Annotated in this window: 18 protein-coding genes; 4 read left to right on the top strand and 14 right to left on the bottom strand. The window is 41.4% G+C overall.

Features of this window, described 5'->3' with window-relative positions:
- Nucleotides 1-103 precede the first annotated feature (103 nt).
- The 11 genes from pnp to H6731_00680 all read right to left on the bottom strand — a co-directional run bounded on the left by pnp (nt 104) and on the right by H6731_00680 (nt 10281).
- Nucleotides 104-2245, bottom strand: coding sequence for a polyribonucleotide nucleotidyltransferase (pnp, locus tag H6731_00630; protein ID USN50957.1), 2142 nt, complete (start codon nt 2243-2245; stop codon nt 104-106).
- A 61-nt stretch (nt 2246-2306) separates the two neighbouring features.
- Nucleotides 2307-2573 (bottom strand): 30S ribosomal protein S15, encoded by a 267-nt coding sequence (gene rpsO / locus H6731_00635; GenBank protein USN51897.1) that lies wholly within the window; start codon nt 2571-2573, stop codon nt 2307-2309.
- Between the two features lie 102 nt (nt 2574-2675).
- The gene (locus tag H6731_00640; GenBank protein ID USN50958.1) at nt 2676-3257 is read right to left on the bottom strand and encodes a cob(I)yrinic acid a,c-diamide adenosyltransferase; all 582 of its coding nucleotides are present in this window, start codon (nt 3255-3257) and stop codon (nt 2676-2678) included.
- Nucleotides 3254-4087 (bottom strand): dihydropteroate synthase, encoded by an 834-nt coding sequence (gene folP, locus H6731_00645; protein ID USN50959.1) that lies wholly within the window; start codon nt 4085-4087, stop codon nt 3254-3256. Before folP ends, H6731_00640 begins: the two co-directional genes overlap by 4 nt.
- An 11-nt stretch (nt 4088-4098) precedes the next feature.
- Nucleotides 4099-4704 carry a dTMP kinase gene (gene tmk, locus H6731_00650; GenBank protein ID USN50960.1) on the bottom strand — a complete coding sequence of 202 codons (606 nt, stop codon included), beginning with the start codon at nt 4702-4704 and terminating at the stop codon, nt 4099-4101.
- Between the two features lie 126 nt (nt 4705-4830).
- Nucleotides 4831-5334, bottom strand: coding sequence for a HEAT repeat domain-containing protein (locus H6731_00655; GenBank protein ID USN50961.1), 504 nt, complete (start codon nt 5332-5334; stop codon nt 4831-4833).
- Nucleotides 5335-5342: 8 nt separating this feature from the next.
- Nucleotides 5343-6260: a hydroxymethylglutaryl-CoA lyase gene (locus H6731_00660; GenBank protein ID USN50962.1), complete on the bottom strand. Its 918-nt coding sequence runs from the start codon at nt 6258-6260 to the stop codon at nt 5343-5345.
- A gap of 23 nt (nt 6261-6283) precedes the next feature.
- Complete coding sequence (locus H6731_00665; protein USN50963.1) at nt 6284-7435, bottom strand: acyl-CoA dehydrogenase; 1152 nt, start codon at nt 7433-7435, stop codon at nt 6284-6286.
- A 9-nt stretch (nt 7436-7444) separates the two neighbouring features.
- On the bottom strand, nt 7445-8227 hold the full coding sequence (locus tag H6731_00670) for an enoyl-CoA hydratase/isomerase family protein (protein USN50964.1): 783 nt from the start codon (nt 8225-8227) through the stop codon (nt 7445-7447).
- A 10-nt stretch (nt 8228-8237) separates the two neighbouring features.
- The gene (locus tag H6731_00675) at nt 8238-9089 is read right to left on the bottom strand and encodes a 3-hydroxybutyryl-CoA dehydrogenase (GenBank protein USN51898.1); all 852 of its coding nucleotides are present in this window, start codon (nt 9087-9089) and stop codon (nt 8238-8240) included.
- Nucleotides 9090-9102: 13 nt separating this feature from the next.
- Nucleotides 9103-10281 (bottom strand): thiolase family protein, encoded by a 1179-nt coding sequence (locus H6731_00680; protein USN51899.1) that lies wholly within the window; start codon nt 10279-10281, stop codon nt 9103-9105.
- 168 nt (nt 10282-10449) lie between these two features.
- Between H6731_00680 and H6731_00685 the strand changes: the two genes are divergently transcribed.
- A complete protein-coding gene (locus H6731_00685) occupies nt 10450-11304 on the top strand; it encodes an MBL fold metallo-hydrolase (GenBank protein USN50965.1) in 855 nt (284 codons plus the stop codon).
- Nucleotides 11305-11318: 14 nt separating this feature from the next.
- Here the strand turns inward: H6731_00685 and H6731_00690 are convergent, their stop codons facing one another.
- Nucleotides 11319-12629, bottom strand: coding sequence for an MFS transporter (locus H6731_00690; GenBank protein ID USN50966.1), 1311 nt, complete (start codon nt 12627-12629; stop codon nt 11319-11321).
- 239 nt (nt 12630-12868) lie between these two features.
- On the opposite strand from H6731_00690, the gene boxB reads away from it, so the two are divergent.
- Together boxB and H6731_00700 are read left to right on the top strand one after the other, a co-directional pair.
- Nucleotides 12869-14284 carry a benzoyl-CoA 2,3-epoxidase subunit BoxB gene (gene boxB, locus H6731_00695; GenBank protein USN50967.1) on the top strand — a complete coding sequence of 472 codons (1416 nt, stop codon included), beginning with the start codon at nt 12869-12871 and terminating at the stop codon, nt 14282-14284.
- Between the two features lie 55 nt (nt 14285-14339).
- The gene (locus tag H6731_00700) at nt 14340-14891 is read left to right on the top strand and encodes a hypothetical protein (protein ID USN50968.1); all 552 of its coding nucleotides are present in this window, start codon (nt 14340-14342) and stop codon (nt 14889-14891) included.
- A 72-nt stretch (nt 14892-14963) separates the two neighbouring features.
- On the opposite strand, the gene H6731_00705 is transcribed toward H6731_00700, so the two are convergent.
- Nucleotides 14964-15872 (bottom strand): heme A synthase, encoded by a 909-nt coding sequence (locus H6731_00705; protein ID USN50969.1) that lies wholly within the window; start codon nt 15870-15872, stop codon nt 14964-14966.
- Nucleotide 15873: 1 nt separating this feature from the next.
- Nucleotides 15874-16374: a universal stress protein gene (locus tag H6731_00710; protein USN50970.1), complete on the bottom strand. Its 501-nt coding sequence runs from the start codon at nt 16372-16374 to the stop codon at nt 15874-15876.
- Nucleotides 16375-16737: 363 nt separating this feature from the next.
- Between H6731_00710 and H6731_00715 the strand changes: the two genes are divergently transcribed.
- On the top strand, nt 16738-17040 hold the full coding sequence (locus H6731_00715) for a hypothetical protein (protein USN50971.1): 303 nt from the start codon (nt 16738-16740) through the stop codon (nt 17038-17040).
- The last annotated feature ends 140 nt before the right edge of the window (nt 17041-17180 follow it).

Below are 17180 nucleotides of genomic sequence, written 5' to 3' on the forward strand. Positions count from 1 at the left end.
TCGTCTTCATTATAAAACATAATATTGATACTTCAAAAAACAAAACGGGCTACAGTAAAAACCTTCAGCCCGCAACACAATCACCTACACCTAGGTATTTTACTTAAATCACATCTCCTGCCTGCTTGCCGATAGCTTTCTTACGGCTCAAGCGTATTTTGCCTTCTCGATCAATATTTAAGACAACGACATTTACCTCATCGCCTTCTTGCAAAACATCTGAAACCTTATCAACTCGCTTATCGGATAATTCAGAAATATGACAAAGACCCTCAGTACCAGGAAAGAGTTCTATAAAAGCACCAAACTCAAGAATCTTGCGCACTAAACCTTTATAGACTTTATTGATTTCAGCTTCTCTCGTAAGATCATTGATCATGCTCACTGCACTATCAACCGATTTTTTACCAACACCAGCCACCTGGATGGTACCATCATCACTCACTTCGACCTTAGCACCTGATCGAGCAATAATATCACGTATTATTCTTCCACCTGGACCTATTACATCCCTAATTTTGTCAGGATTAATCTTAAAGCGATAAATACGAGGAGCGTTAGGGGAGACTTCATCCCTTTCCTTGGACAGAGCTTTTTTCATTTCGCCCAAAATATGAAGTCTACCAAGTCGTGCTTGTTCTAAAGCCTTGCTTAAAATTTCACGAGACAGACCATCAATTTTTATGTCCATTTGGATAGCGGTCACACCGTTTTGTGTTCCGCATACCTTAAAGTCCATATCGCCCAAGTGATCCTCATCACCCAAAATATCGCTCAGCACAGCAAACTTATCACCTTCTTTGATCATCCCCATGGCAATACCAGCAACTGGAGCTTTAAGTTTGATTCCGGCATCCCACATAGCCAAAGTAGCCCCACATACGGTTGCCATAGAAGATGAGCCATTGCTCTCTAAAATTTCCGAAACAACACGAATTGTATAAGGAAAACTAGCATCATCCTGAGGTGTCATCGCTGCAACGGCTCTTTCAGCTAAAGCACCATGCCCAATCTCGCGCCTTGACGTTCCACGAAGCATGCGCGCCTCGCCTACAGAGAAAGGTGGGAAATTATAGTGCAACATAAATTTCCGAAATGTCTCACCCATCAGACTGTCAATCTTTTGTTCATCATCGCCAGTCCCCAAAGTCACGCTTACAAGTCCTTGCGTTTCTCCACGGGTAAACATTGCTGAACCATGAGTCCTTGGAAGCAAGCCTACTTCACAACAGATTGGTCTAATTTCTTCGTAGCCTCTTCCATCAATCCTCACTTTGTCATCAAGGACTTGATGGCGCATAAGATACTTCTTAATATCCGAAAAATAATCGCCAATTCGTTTTGCATTTTCACTTGCATCACTTTCTCCCAATTCTTGGGAAATTTTTTCCAAAACAGATTCTTTACATGCATCTATTTTTGCATAGCGATCAAGTTTCTCTTTTGTTGCTAAAGCTTCGTTCAGTCCACTTGCTGCAGATGCAGACTTAACCTTTTCATATAAATCTTGATTTACTGATGCCGGGGTAAAAATAATTTTTTCTTTCCCCATGTGCTCGCGCATATCTTCACAAGCTTGAATTATTTTTAGCCCTTCATTTTGAGCAAAAAATAGCGCATCAACCAGCTCTTCTTCAGAAAGCTCCTGGGCTCCACCTTCCACCATTACAATGGCATCTTTGTGAGAGGAAACCATAATATCAACATCAGACTGGGCTAACTGAGGAAGCGTGGGATGAGCGATCCATTTACCATCAATCCTCCCAACTCTTACTCCAGAGATTGGTCCACTGGTTAATGAAAAAGGTAGAGGGCTTAAGTGCAGAGCCATTGAAGCAGCATTAAGGGCTAATACATCGGTATCATGAATGCCATCGTGAGAGACCACAGTGGCAATAACCTGCACCTCCTCAAAAAAACCATCAGGAAATAATGGCCTTATAGAGCGGTCAATAAGACGAGCGTTGAGAATTTCTGCATCCCTTGGTTTGGTTTCTCGTTTGAAAAATCCTCCTGGGATACGTCCTGCTGCATAGGTTTTTTCTAGATACTCACAGGTAAGCGGAAAGAAGTCAGCGCCTTCTCGAGCTTTTCCTGAGCTGCACACGGTAACCAATACGATTGAGTCACCCCAGCGAGCCCAAACAGCGCCCGCGGTTTGCTTAGCAAACTTCCCGCTTTCAAATATGAAAGGTTCACGCGCAACGGCAACCTCATTTTTATGAAATTTTACACTATTATGCATTAGAGATTCCTTCACGTTTACCCTCATACCTGCATTACATTCTAAAAATTATTGAACTAACTTACTTACGAAGCCCAAGCTTGCTTACAATTTGCTTGTAGCGTTCTAATTCCCTTTTCTTAAGGTAATTAAGGAGGCTACGGCGGCGAGAAACTAGTTTTAGCAAGCCCCTTCGAGAATGGTGATCATGAGAGTGAACTTTCACATGCTCTGTAAGTTCCGATATTCTTTCAGTCAAAAGGGCAATCTGCACTTCGGATGAACCTGTATCGGAAGGATGCTGAGCAAAGCTTTGAATTAACTCTCTTTTCTTTTCTATAAACATGATTTTCTCCGTCACCATCTACAGCGCACGTTCATCGTGCCCTAGTAGGGGTCTTTCAAAGTTGGAGCAGACTATGTCAATTAAGTTCTTACCTGTCAATTGAGCCTAAGCGTTCTCAAGAGAGCCATCCCATAATATGTCATTAAAACTGTTTTCATGGTTGGCAAAGCGAGCCATAACAAAAAGCAAATCGCTTAAGCGATTGAAAAATATAACAATTTCCTCACGAACATCAGAACCTGCTTCTTTAAGTTCCACCAAAGATATCTCCGCTTTTCTCACCACCGTACGCGCAAAATGCAAGCGCGCCGCCGTATCGCTTCCGGTCGGAAGAACAAAACTTTTCAGTGGGGCAAGCCGTCCTTCAATCTGATCGATATTGTCTTCAAGCCATTTAATATGCTTTTGAGAAACATGATTTTTTAAATCTCTTTTAAGCAAATTGATTGCCGAATCTTTTGGGGCTGTTGCTATTTCCGCACCTGCACAAAATAGCAGTTTCATAATTTTTTCAAGAAGTTCTTTTAAGTGATTACTCGAACCAACTATGCTGTATGCTAAACCTATTGCAGAGTTAGCACTGTCAATATCCCCAAAAACTTTGACCCGCAAACTATTTTTTGATACGCGACCTCCACCAAAAAGATCTGTCTGCCCTAAATCTCCTCTTTTAGTGTAGATTTTCATCGTGACCTCCTCAGCCATGTTGCATCGATCAAGCACTTAGCTTCAGCTAGCATCTTCACATTATGGGTTCTTATCACCCCCACTCCTGATAAAAGAGCCATGACATTACCACCTAAGGACGCATTGTCTCTTTTCATTGGGTCCTCAATCCCACAAAGCTTACCAATGAATGACTTGCGGCTAAGCCCAATAAGCACTGGAAAACCCAGAACCTTCAGACTGGATAGTTGAGCAAGAATAGTTAGAGAATCTTCCAAACCTTTACCAAAACCAAAACCTGGGTCTATTATAATTTTTTCTTTCTCTAGGCCAAGCTGCAACAATTCTCTGACTCGTTGTTGAAAAAAATCTTTCAGCTCATTGATTGGGTGTGAGTAATTTACTCTTTCACCAGCGTTTACACCAAAACCCAAACCAAAACCATGCATTAATACAACACGTTCAGCATTTTTCATTGTCACTGGCATCATTTTATCTGCCATAGCTGCACGCTGATCATTGATCCACGTCGCTCCATGATCTAAGGCTGCCTGCGCAACAACAGCGCTCGAAGTATCGATCGATATACCCCTAACACCAGCCTTTTCTAAGCCTTTGATAACAGGAACTGCACGCTTAATTTGCTCTAAAATCTCTACTGGTTTTTTTTGTGGATCAGTATAGTAGGAGGTTGATTCAGCACCTATATCGATTATATCAGCGCCTTGTTCAACCATTTCAAGCCCTCGAGCGATAGCCCTATCAGACTCAAGATAAAACCCTCCATCAGAAAAACTATCAGGAGTAACATTTAATACTCCCATAATCAGCGCATTATCTACTTTAAGCATAGAAAAATCCCTTAGACCTTATACTTACTTTTAAATAGATGAACGATATGAGAGTGAACTTGGCTAATATCCCCTGACGCATCCACCAAGACTGTGTGAGCCGGATCCTGGCCTGCGAAATGAATATAGCGAGCCTTTATTTTTTCGAGTAAATCTGCGGATTCATAAAAGTCTTTTTTGCCATTACGCCCACTGAGCCTTTCAAAAGCAACACGGGCATTAACATCGAGCACAATAGTTAAATGCGGAACCAAGGCATAACGATTAATTTCTTTTACAAATGTAGTTGGTAAATGAAGTCCTTGATACACCAAACTTGATAAGACATAACGATCCAACACAATAAAATCATGTGTTTTCAGGGCAGGCTCCAAGACATCGTAAATGTGCTGCATTCGATCGGCTGCAAAGCACAAAGCTAACGCCGTTAACAAATGTGGCTCATTCTCGATAGGCGATGCGAGAAATTTACGAGCTGCAAGCCCAAGTGAAGACTTGGTAGGCTCTGCAGAAGATAGAACTTTCATCCCTTGATGATTCAAATAATCCACTAACAATTTTGTTTGAGTTGTTGTACCGGCTCCATCCATCCCTTCGACAACTATTAACTTAGCCATACTTTCTCCTTGGTATTGAGGGGCCATATTCCCACGATAAAAAACTTTTCTCGATTTTATATCCAAAGTATTCTTAAAAAAGAATCAAATAAAAACTGCGCTTCTACAACATGCTTCGACAGGGTTTCAGTGTTCTTTACTTTCTTTTTTAATTTTCGCATTCACTTCTTCAAAAGCGCTCAAAGCCTCTTTTCTTACGGTTGGATCTTCATGACCATAAGCATTGGCCAAAAGCCAACCTGCCGCTACATCATCAGCTATCTTTCGCGCTGCAATAATGGCCTGTCGGCGCATAACACTTGGTTTATTGTCGATAAATTTAATTATAGAAAGCATAGCTTGAGGTGATTTAATTTCTCCCAAAGCCATAATACACGCATTCCCGATCGCTAAGTCATCAGTTTTCAACATCAGCTTAATAATCTGATCTTCTGCACCTGGAGCTTTCATTTCTCCTAAAACAGTCACTACTTCCATAAGTTCAGCGTGAGATATCTGCTGACCATCATTTGCTGCTTTTATCTTTTGCAAAAGCGAGATAGACTGGCTCCCCTGTTGCTGTCGTTGACACTGGCAGGCTGCAAAACATAACATAAATATTATCAACCATAATCTAATATATTTACCCATTGACCACTCTAACTTCGACACATAGCAGCCATTTTTGCCGCAGGTGCTTTCTTAAGCAAAACCGCCATAGTTTGCGAAACCTTTACCAAGCTTTCAATAGAAATATCCGTTTGAATACCAACGCTGTTAAGCATATTCACCAGATCTTCTGTAGCCACATTTCCCGAAGCCCCAGGAGCATATGGACAACCACCAAGACCTCCCACCGCTGAATCAAAAGAGGCAATTCCCATCAAAAGCGCTATCCAAATATTTGCCAACGCCATGCCTCGTGTATCATGCATATGCAGGGCGAGCTCTTCTTTTTTCACGACTTGTAAAACCTGAGCTAAAATATTCATGGTATCACGCGGTGAAGCAATGCCTATTGTGTCACTTAAAGCAACCTCATAAGCCCCAAGTTCTAGCATTTGTTTGGTTAAAGAAATAATTTTTCGAGTCGAAACCTTGTTTTCGTAAGGACAACCAAAGGCACAAGAGAGATAAACTCTAAACGGAATTCTATCCCTTGTAGCTAAATATGCTACTTCGCGATAACGTTCTAAAACGGCTTTTGTATCTGCATTTAAATTCTTTTGATTGTGCGTATCCGAAGCAGCTATCACAAAGGAGATTTCATCTATTTTTCCTGTCCCAACTGCCCTCTCATATCCCTTAGCATTAGGAACGAGCGCAGCATAGCTCGCACCAGGTTTTTTTTTAATTCCCAATACAACTTCCAACTGATCTGCAAGCGGTGGTATCCAGCGCGGACTTACAAATGCCGTCACCTCAATACGTTTGATTCCAGCATCCACCAGGTTCTCAATAAATTGGATCTTTTGTTCTGTATCAATGATAGTTTTTTCATTCTGTAAGCCATCGCGCGGCCCCACCTCCATAATTTTTACAGAAGTGGGTAAATTTTTGAGACTTTCAGTAATCATAATATTACGAGCCTCCTAAATTATTACTCAGCAAATTCTTTTAAAACTCTGGTGCCAATCACCAGACGTTGAATTTCGCTGGTTCCTTCATAAATTTCTGTAATTCTTGCATCGCGATAGTGGCGTTCCATGGGATATTCACTGACATAGCCATTACCGCCAAAAACTTGCAATGCTTGATGAGCTACATAGGTAGCTGTTTCAGAGGCCATGAGTTTAGCCATAGCCCCTTCTTTCGTGAAAGACTGTTTATTATCCTTTAGCCAGGCCGCTCTATAACTTAATAGACGAGCTGCGTCGAGTTTTAGTGCCATATCAGCAAATTTGTTTTGAATAGAAGGTATCTGCGCCAATTTTTTACCAAATGCAATGCGTTCATTGGCATAACGAGCTGCACTTTCCATTGCAGCTCTTCCAATACCCAATGCTTGACCTGCTATACCAATGCGACCTCCATCAAGCACTGACATAGCTATTCGAAAACCATCTCCCACTTCCCCTAAAATATTAGATACTGGTACCCTGCAGTCCTCAAAGATTAAGTTACAGGTTGATGAAGCACGTATGCCAAGCTTATGCTCTTTTTTTCCCAAACTTAAACCTGGACTAGGCATATCCACCAAAATTGCAACTACCCCTTTATGTTTTAAGCTCGGATCAACCGTAGCAAAGACAATGGCAGCATCAGCCTCATAGCCATTAGTAATCCAAGCCTTAGTTCCATTGAGGATGTAATGTTCACCATCAAGTTGAGCTGTAGTAAGCATCGCTGCAGCATCTGAGCCATTGTTTGGCTCACTTAGAGCAAAGCAACCAAGTTTTTTACCTGAAGCATAATCAGGAAGAAATTTTTCTTTCAGCCTACTACTACCAAATTTGTAAATAGGATCACAAAAAAGAGAATTATTGACGCTCATGATTACACCGCAGGAAGCACAGCCAGCACTTATCTCTTCCATAGCAATGACATAAGACAAAACATCAAGCCCTGCTCCCCCATACTCTGTGGGAATGAATACCCCCATAAGCCCTAAATCTGAAAGGGCAGAAATTTCATTTTTAGGAAACGCGTGGGTTTGATCGAACTCATGAGCTTTGGGTGCCAACTGCTTCTGAGCAAACTGTTGGCAGGTTTTTTGTAAAAGCTTATGAGTATCATTTAATAAAAAGCTCATTCTTACTCCTTAGATTCCCTCAAAAGTTGCCGCTCGTTTTTCTAGAAAAGCATTTATTCCTTCTTGATGATCTCGACTCGAAAATACTAAACCAAAGGCAGTTTGCTCCATAGCATTTAAATCTGCTACGCTCGCGCTATCTGTTCTCAACATCAACTTTTTCGCTAATGAGACAGCATAAGGACCACGATCATTAATTTTATCTGCGAGTGTTTTTACTGCTTCCAGTACTTCGCCTCCGCTCACCACACGATTGACAAGGCCAATTTTCAGAGCCTCACTTGCGTTGATTTGTGTTGCTGAAAAGATCATCTCTTTAGCAAGGGCTAAACCAATTCTCTGCGACAAACGAGCTACTCCCCCAAACCCTGGGATCAAAGCGAGCTTGGTTTCTACTAGGCCAAACGTAGCGTTTTCAGAGGCATAAATAAAATCACATGCCAAAGCTAATTCCAGTCCCCCACCCAAGGCGTAACCATTGACCGCTGCGATAACTGGAATTTTAAAGCAGGCTATCCTATCCATCACCCTATGCCCTATCGCGGAAAAATTTTCTGCTTCTAAAGGCATTAAAGATTTCATTTCCAAAACATCAGCGCCTGCTACGAAACTTTTATCTCCTGCTCCTGTAATCACTACACAGCGAATATCTTTGTGTTCCTCAATTTCTATGAGCGCCTGCTCTATTTCGAATAAAACTCGTTTATTGATGGCATTTAAAACTTTGGGCCGATTAATGGTAATAATGCGAGTTTTATTTCTATCTTCTAAGATCAAATGTTCATACGCCATAAAAGAAAACCTACTCATTGCAATATTGGAAAACACCCTGATTACTCTTACGTCCAAGCATTCCTGCCTCAACATATTTCCTAAGCAAGGGACAGGGGCGATATTTGTCGTCGCCCAAACCCTTATGCATTACCTCAATAATGGCAAGACATGTATCAAGCCCTATAAAATCTGCTAATGCTAATGGTCCCATAGGGAAATTACAGCCAAGTTTCATAGTTTGATCAATATCATGAGCAGATGCCACGTTCTCCATCAGCGCAAAAAATGCTTCGTTGATCAAAGGCATTAAAATCCTATTGGCAATAAAGCCAGGGTAATCATGAGCGATAGTGGAGACTTTGCCCAAGCTCTCCACGGTTTTGATAGCTTTATTTAAAGTTTCATCGCTCGTATGATGGCCCCGGATAATTTCAACAAGTTTCATCAGTGGCACTGGATTCATAAAATGCATACCAATAAATTGTTTAGGCCTAGATGTAGCCTGAGCTAGCCGAGTAATTGATATTGAAGAAGTGTTGGTAGCAATAATAGCTTCTTCTTTTAATTGAGCATCCAAACTTCTTAAAACTTCCCGTTTGATCGACTCGCTTTCAACAACCGCCTCAATCACAAGATCACACTGGCGTAATCGTTCAAGATCAGCATGCCAATGTATACGCTCCAACACTTCTTTTTTACTATTTATAAGCCCCTTCGATTCGAATCTCGCCAGACTTTTTTCAACATTTTTTGCTCCGTTCAAAAGCGCATCATTCCTAGCATCGGTAACCACACAAAAAAAACCTGCCGTCGCTGCAACCTGAGCAATTCCAGCACCCATTTGCCCTGCCCCGATCACTCCGATCTTCGCTATAGTCATCATTTACCTCTCTTTATGCTACCCGTTCAATCAACATAGATACCGCTTCCCCACCGCCAAGACAAAGGGACACACAACCAAGACGTTTGGATTTTTTCCTAAGAGCGTTCAGCAATGTAATTACTAAACGAGCACCTGAGCAGCCTATGGGATGCCCCAATCCAATGGCACCTCCAAAAACATTTACCCTCGATTCATCAAGTCCTAATTCCTTGATAGCGTAAAGAGCTACGACAGCAAATGCTTCATTGATTTCAAACAAGTCAATATCTTCGACCGAGATAGAAGCTTTTTGGCAAAGCTTTTTGATCGACTCTGCAGGTGCGGTAGTGAACCATTGCGGTTCATGGGCAAAGGTTGTCGAGGCTATTATTCTACCTAAAACGGGTAACGAGCGTTTTTGCGCTTGTTCTTGTGAACCTATAACAAGCGCTGCTGCACCATCATTAATCTTAGAAGCATTAGCTGCAGTGACAGTTCCCTCTTTAGAAAAGACTGCTTTAAGCTGTGCAAATTTTTCTGGTAAAAAACGAGATGGTTCTTCATCAAAACTTACAACGTACTCTTCTCTTTTATTTTTTATGTTTACCGGAACAATCTCTTCTTCAAAATATCTTTGTTCTTGCGCCTTCAAAGCTTTTCTATAACTTTCCTTAGCAAATTCATCTTGTGCCTGGCGAGTAAAACTATGTTCCTTAGCGCACTGATCTCCAAATTGACCCATGTGCGCATTTCCATATGGATCCCACAAACCATCATGGATCATGAGATCATGCATAATTTGCTCACCCATACGAAAACCTGTTCTGGCCTTGTTTATAAAATAAGGTGCTTGACTCATGCTCTCCATTCCGCCAGCCACAACAAAGTTACTTTCTTTTAACACGATTGATTGTTGAGCGAGCATGAGAGCTTTAAGGCCTGAACCACACACTTTATTCACTGTTGTACAATGAGTCGATGATAATAAACCTGCAGAAAGCGCAGCTTGTCGAGCTGGAGCTTGCCCTACACCTCCTTGAAGAACCTGCCCCATTATTACTTCATCAATATCGCTGATTTGAATTTTGGCTTCGCAAATAGCAGCTTTAATGGCTGTTGCTGCAAGGCTTGGAGCCGATAAGCTTGACAATGAACCCAAAAATGATCCAATGGGAGTTCGTTTGGCACCAATGATTACTGCTTCGCTCATAGCGTTAACCTCGCTATTATATTTTTCATGAGGCACTATCATGAAGCCAATCCATCGTAAAGCATGCAGTTTCACTCATAAAAATGACTCAAACTTATTTCATCTTTCTTTTTGAGTTCCTAGAATCTATGCTAACACAACATACTACATATTTCTAAGGTAACCATCATGCACATCACGCCATTCTTTGAACACGTCACCTGCACTTTTAGCTATGTTATCCATGACCAACAAACTAAAGATGCAGTCATTATCGATCCTGTACTTAATTTTGATGCCGCCTCGGGAAAAATCTCCCATGATTCCACCAATAAGCTAAAGGATTTTATCAGAAATAATAAGCTAATCCCTCAACTTGTGCTTGATACTCACGTACACGCTGATCATATGACTGGTTCATTTTTCGTTAAAAAACTTTTTAAAATTAAAAGCGCCATAGGAGAAGGGTTTTTATCTTCGCAAGATTACTTTAGAAAAATTTATGAAACTGATGTGGCGAGCTATGAACTCCCCTACGAACATCTACTAAAAAATAATGAGATCATAAACGCAGGCTCAATAGAAATCAAAGCTCTTGCGGTCCCAGGTCATACACCTAGCTGCACAGCATACCTCATAGGAAATAATGTATTTAGTGGTGATAGCTTATTTCAGCCCAACCTTGGTTGTGGCAGAGCAGATTTTCCTGGCGGAAGTGCTTACGACTTATTTAATTCAATCAAACACCAACTCTATACTTTACCAGACGACACCATATTATGGGTTGGTCATGACTACCCGCCAACAGGTGAAACTCCTAAAGCTTCAACCACTATTTTAGAATCTAAAAAGCACAATCGCCTTATAAAAGCTGATACGAAAATGGAAGAATTTATTTTACAAAGAGAAAACAAAGACAAAACGCTTAATGCCCCAAAGCTTCTACTTCCATCACTTCAAGTGAATATTACCGGTGGTCAGCTGCCCCACAAGGATCAAATGGGGCATAGATTTTTGCGTATCCCTTTGAGCATCGACGAATAAGAGCAATTCGAGTTTCACCGTTGAAACAACTTTGATCGCAGTGAAACTCGAAACCAATCGAACTCAGATGAGAAAAAGGGCAAAAAACAAAGTGCTCCCAACACTGCTGATAAAAGCATAGCAAAGAAAAAACCATTCCAGCTATAACCTTCGAGCAAAAGCCCAAAAGGATAACCAGCACATGCCGCACCGAGATAGCCAAATGTTCCGGCAAAACCAGAAGCCGTAGCTGCCGCATCTTTGTGCGATTTTTCAGCTGCAGCACATCCCACCAACATCTGTGGACCAAAAATAAAAAATCCAGACAAAAACATGAGAGATGCATTGAATGCATAGTTATGCGAAGGCTCAATCCAAAATATTGTAAGCGGCATAACCATCATCATCATGTAAAGAAAAGATATAACTCCTCGATTGCCGTTGAAAATTTTATCTGAGCACCACCCAGCCGAGAGCATGCCAAGAATACCGCCTGCCTCGAACCACGGTATAGTCATGCCTGCTTCTACCAGACTAAATCCGCGTTCTTCAGACAAGTAAAGCATGGTCCAGTCATTGATACCAGTACGTATGATATAGACAAAAAAATTGGCCAAAGACAAAAACCAAATGTATTTATTGAAGACAACATACTTAAAAAGAATTTCTTTAACGCTTAAATGGGAAACACTCTTTTCTCTCGATTGCTCAGATAATCCTTCAATAGCATCTGCCGAAGGGAGTCCAACTGAGCCTGGAGTATCCCTTAAGCGTTCCATCAACCAAATTCCCATAATGATACACATTATTCCAGGGATATAGAGAGCAAAACGCCAATCAGCCCACTGCAGACAAAGCGCTGCGATAATTGGAATTAATGCGCCGCCAATATTGTGCGAAGTGCTCCAAATAGCCCACCATGTCCCTCGAGAGCGGCGCGAATACCAGTAGGCGAGTAGACGAGCACAAGGAGGCCAGCCAAAACCTTGAAACCAGCCATTGAGCCCCCAAAAAACAATAAATAGCCACATATGTGACGACATACCAAAACATAGGTTGATAATGCCAGTAATAATTAAACCTATGCTCATAAAATAGCGTGGATTTGATTTATCCCCTAAGATTCCGCTGATAAACTTGCTAACACCATAGGTCACCGAAAAGATCGTAAGCAAAAGCCCAACATCAGATTTGCTATAATCTAGTTCACTCATGAATCCTGGCATTGCAAATGTAAAGCTTTTCCTAGTGAAATAATAAAAGACATACCCAATAAAGATCGAATAAAAAGTCCGCGTTCGCCAATATGAAAAGCGTTCATGCGTATTTCTATCTACTGTTAGCATTAGCAGTCCTTTCAAAGGCTATGGTTGAGGCAAGTCTTGCATATCTATTTTGGATGCCAATAAGGGTTGCCAAGCTTGGGGAACTTTTTTGCTGTAAGCAAACTTAACGTTCCTCAGCAAAAATTTGAGCATGACGAGAAAAAGTCATAGTTTTAATACAATTGAAATCTTTTTCACATCATTGAGCTGGTGTTAGGGCACTAAGCAAAAAACAGTTACATGATTGAGGGGAAAAAACTATGTACGCTATTTCCAATGACAGGATTCCAAACAATGTCTCTTTAGCAGACGATGCGCGACTTAGGAGAGCTTTGGAGAGGTGGCAGCCTGATTTTATTAGCTGGTGGAAAGAAATGGGCCCGGATGGTTTTCTCAATACTCTTGTTTATTTACGAACCGCGATAGGTGTTGATGCTCACGGATGGGCTTACTACGATTATGTGCGTATGCCTGATTATCGCTGGGGAATTTTTCTCACTCCCCCTGAAAGTGATCGTCGTGTTCCCTTTGGGGATGATGAAGGAAAGAAAACTTGGCAAGAGATTCCTGGAGAGTATAGAACTCATCTGCGACGTTTGATCGTGACTCAAGCGGACACTGAGCCCGCCTCTGTAGAACAACAACGTCGTTTAGGGCAAAGCTGTCCCTCTTTGTATGACTTAAGAAACCTCTTTCAAGTTAATGTAGAAGAAGGTCGTCACCTTTGGGCCATGGTATATCTCTTACATAGCTATTTTGGACGCGATGGTCGTGATGAAGCTGATCAACTCTTGGAGCGTCGCAGCGGTAATGACGATAATCCTCGCATACTTAATACGTTTAACGAGCCTATCGATGATTGGCTTTCCTTTTTTATGTTCACGACTTTTACCGACAGAGATGGAAAATTTCAACTTCTAGCACTTGCTGAAAGCGCCTTTGATCCTCTTGCTCGCACCTGTCGCTTCATGCTAACGGAAGAAGCACATCACTTATTTGTTGGACAAAGTGGAATACAAAGGGTTATCAGGCGTTCCTGCCAAATGATGAATCAACACGATACCCATGACATCGCTCCTCTTGGAGCAATACCACTGCCTCTCATACAAAAATATATTAATTTCTGGTATTCAAGTTCGCTTGATCTTTTTGGATCAGAAATAAGCTCTAATGCAGCATCCTATTTTGCATCTGGACTTAAAGGTAGAGCATATGAAGAAAAACTGCATACAGAACATAGAGCCCTTACCCAAAATTACTCTTTGGAAATTGTTAAGGAGCATCAGCTTTGCTCCAAGGAGATTCCTTTGCGAGCAGCCATGAATGAAGTGTTGCGTGATTCCTATGCTCAGGACTGTCAAAAAGTAATAGAGAAGTGGAACAAAGAGATAAAAAACAATAATATAGATTTTATTTTAACTCTCCCTCACAAACGCTTTCACCGAAACGTTGGTGAATACAGCGCAGCACGATTTGACCTCGAAGGAAATCTCATTTCAGAAGAGCTATGGAAAAAAAACATATCTCAGTGGCTTCCTAGCGAACAAGAAAAGACATTTGTAAAGTCACTTATGCAACGCGTGGTAGAACCAGGAAAAACTGCTCGCTGGATTGCTTCTCCCGCCAAGGGAATTAACGGACAACCGGTTGATTTAAGTTACATAAAATGGTTTTAAATTCACCAAACAGAACTTTTATTGCTATAATTTTTTAGCCAGATACAATCAAAACATGACTAAAATTATTTTTCTAATTCTATCAGTTTCTTTTTTTGCGCTTAACACTTCTTATGCTTCAGCAATAAAAAGCGCATGGAGCGGTTTTGATGTTCACGGCGAACTTGGCTCTACTTTTGATTTTGAACTTGGCCTCAATAAAGGAACGGGTTTACCTACCGAGGCTCTGTTCCTCTACGGAGTTAATTATGCTTATCAGTGGCGACAATTATATGTTGGTTTAGGGCTGGATTGGACAATAATCTACCCAAGAAATTTTAATTTTGAAGGGAAAGAAGCTTCATTCACCAAACCTCCTTTGTCTTTATGGTGGATTCCCCTCTCTAATATTCAAGTTGGCTGGGCGCCTACCAACTCATGGCTCATAAAATTAGGGCTTGTTTATTATTGGGGCCTTTCTTTTGCTACGCAGTACCGTTTTAATGAGCACGTATACTTTGGCGTACGTGGTGTTGTTTGGATGGATAGAATTTTCAACAGTGGCGGATTCTACGGCGGCGGATTAGATAATCTTATGCTGGCTGCTGGCTTGGGCTATAAATTCTAAGGGATAAATTCGAAAAAATATCTAGGCCTCAAAAAATTCTTTTGAGGCTTTTTTAATGATGGAAAAGTCAAATTATGCTCGAGATCCCATTTGAGCACGACTTGGCTGAAGCTGAAGCAGGTAAACGGTCAATAAAGACGCTAATAAAAGTGCACCAAAACCAGTGTGCATTGCTACGACAGACGCTGAGCGCACCGTATAGATAGCAAGCAGACCCAAAGCTATTTGTGCAAATGTCACCACTACAGGAAGCACTGATAACGCTGCAAGTAATCTATCTTTTCGGGCTTTTGCATAAGAATGAGATTTGATCGCTGCATAAAGCACCACAAAGAAAATGGCGTACCCTAAAATTCTATGCCCCATATGAAGCTGCCCATAAAACCACGAAGGCCATAATTCTGGTCCACAGCCGACAAGATCCTCTCCACAAGCAAGCCCAGCACCCAAGTGTCTTACCACTCCACCATAAACCAATTGGATAAGAGTTAAGGTTATGGCAGCAAGCATTCCCCACTGCGACTTTTCAAAAAGAGGCATTGGCTTAAAGCCCGGAGACAAACGGAAAGAAATACATACTAAAAGCGCAAAAAACACCATTGCGCATATCAAGTGCAAAGTGGAAACAAAGGCAGACAAATTGAGTAACACGGTAATACCTCCAAGAGTTCCCTGAACCATAACTAGGAAAAGGGCGACTAGACACATTTTTTTCGTTAGACGATCAACCATGTTTGATCGCCAACATAGAAACGTTAGAATAAGGACACATATGCCGACCGTCGTTGCAACTAAACGGTGACCATGCTCATACAACACTCCTCCCACCATGTCAGGCAACAACTCTCCATTGCAGGTAGGAAAAAAATACCAGTCTGGACAAGCCATCGAAGCGCCCATTGGATTAACTAGCCCACCTATTACCAGTAATAACCACGTGGCAAGAAGCGTGAGCAAGGAAAAATAAAATACCGTATGCATGTTAATCCTCTTCTTCTTCTCTTATGGGATGCAAAAGCAGAACAGGCATGTAAGCCTTCTTACTGACGGTTTCCGCTACCGATCCAAAAAGCATTCTCGATAGACCGCTTCTTCCGTGAGAGCCTAAGACCAAAAGATCGACATTTAGTTCTTCCGCAGTCTCAAGTATAACATCAGCAGTTCTTTCAATACTGTCGATAACCCGTCCTTCTACATTTATTCCTCTTTGTTGAGCGTAATGCTCAAGCTCTTTAAGCTTTAGCCTGCCTCTATCTATGCGTGCTTGAAGTACAAGCATGAATGAATGATAAATCTTACCACTCACGTCTAGGGAAGCACCTATGCTTGGATCTACTACTGGAGCAAGATGCAATAAGGTTATTTTTGAAGTAAATTTTTCTGCGATATCACACGCTGCAAATACAGCATGCTCCGCGAGCATAAAATCGTCGTCAGGATCGACTGCAACCGGCACCATTATATGCTTGGGGGCAAAAGACATGGGAATTCCCCTTTTTACCAACCTAATAACCCGTTCACGAAGACTTCCCTAACCGGCAAATCAAATATTTGCAATAACGAATCTCTGATTCATTTGCCAGAATTTATTTCCAGTTATTGACGAGAAGTCTCTTTTTAATCATATTTCCTCGAGGTTGAAGTCTCTTTTTAATCATATTTCCTCGAGGTTGAAGTATATTAATTTTTTAACTGAGTGCTTGACAACAACACGCAACGATTTATTCTTGGTGTTGATTGGTGGGCAGGGGTGCGCTTAGTCTACTACTTTGGCAAACATCCCCCGATAGTTCTTCTTATACTCTTAACTTAAGAACTACAACAATCTTTAACGAAGGAGATAACCATGAAAAAAGTGATTTCATTATTGGCTGTAGCAGCTTTCGCTCTAACTTTCGCAGCTGGCTGCGGCAACAAACGTCCTGATTGCGGCAAGCTCAGCAAAGAAGACTGCGGCAAAGAAGGCAACAATGCAATGGTATGTGTGCTGAATGGCGAAACTTGCGAAGAAAGAGCTGATGCTGACATCTGCACAAATGCAGCAAAAGATAAAGCAACTTGCGATAAAGCAGCTGGTCTTTTGAAAGGCAAAGGCACTTGCAACTTTAACGAAGCCGATAAAACTTGTACACTCGGCGACAAGCAATAGTTTTTGTTGTTTCAATGCTAAAGCGAGCTTATTAAGCTCGCTTTTTGTTGGGCTTTAAAGTTTCCTTGTTCTCTCTTACTTCATGTCCAGTTATTCAAACAAGATCAGATAAATTATTTTCTATTAGCTCTTGCGTTATT

Source organism: Myxococcales bacterium (assembly GCA_023898405.1).
GTDB lineage: Bacteria > Myxococcota > UBA727 > UBA727 > JABDBI01.

Coding starts and splice junctions, on each gene's coding strand:
- H6731_00705 (USN50969.1), bottom strand. CDS start 15,872: ATGCATACGGTATTTTATTTTTCCTTGCTCACGCTTCTTGCCACGTGG.
- H6731_00715 (USN50971.1), top strand. CDS start 16,738: ATGAAAAAAGTGATTTCATTATTGGCTGTAGCAGCTTTCGCTCTAACT.
- H6731_00675 (USN51898.1), bottom strand. CDS start 9,089: ATGACTATAGCGAAGATCGGAGTGATCGGGGCAGGGCAAATGGGTGCT.
- H6731_00660 (USN50962.1), bottom strand. CDS start 6,260: ATGATTACTGAAAGTCTCAAAAATTTACCCACTTCTGTAAAAATTATG.
- H6731_00700 (USN50968.1), top strand. CDS start 14,340: ATGACTAAAATTATTTTTCTAATTCTATCAGTTTCTTTTTTTGCGCTT.
- folP (USN50959.1), bottom strand. CDS start 4,087: ATGCTTAAAGTAGATAATGCGCTGATTATGGGAGTATTAAATGTTACT.
- H6731_00670 (USN50964.1), bottom strand. CDS start 8,227: ATGGCGTATGAACATTTGATCTTAGAAGATAGAAATAAAACTCGCATT.
- H6731_00665 (USN50963.1), bottom strand. CDS start 7,435: ATGAGCTTTTTATTAAATGATACTCATAAGCTTTTACAAAAAACCTGC.
- H6731_00680 (USN51899.1), bottom strand. CDS start 10,281: ATGAGCGAAGCAGTAATCATTGGTGCCAAACGAACTCCCATTGGATCA.
- H6731_00690 (USN50966.1), bottom strand. CDS start 12,629: ATGCTAACAGTAGATAGAAATACGCATGAACGCTTTTCATATTGGCGA.
- H6731_00655 (USN50961.1), bottom strand. CDS start 5,334: ATGGGTAAATATATTAGATTATGGTTGATAATATTTATGTTATGTTTT.
- boxB (USN50967.1), top strand. CDS start 12,869: ATGTACGCTATTTCCAATGACAGGATTCCAAACAATGTCTCTTTAGCA.
- tmk (USN50960.1), bottom strand. CDS start 4,704: ATGGCTAAGTTAATAGTTGTCGAAGGGATGGATGGAGCCGGTACAACA.
- H6731_00710 (USN50970.1), bottom strand. CDS start 16,374: ATGTCTTTTGCCCCCAAGCATATAATGGTGCCGGTTGCAGTCGATCCT.
- H6731_00685 (USN50965.1), top strand. CDS start 10,450: ATGCACATCACGCCATTCTTTGAACACGTCACCTGCACTTTTAGCTAT.
- H6731_00640 (USN50958.1), bottom strand. CDS start 3,257: ATGAAAATCTACACTAAAAGAGGAGATTTAGGGCAGACAGATCTTTTT.
- pnp (USN50957.1), bottom strand. CDS start 2,245: ATGCATAATAGTGTAAAATTTCATAAAAATGAGGTTGCCGTTGCGCGT.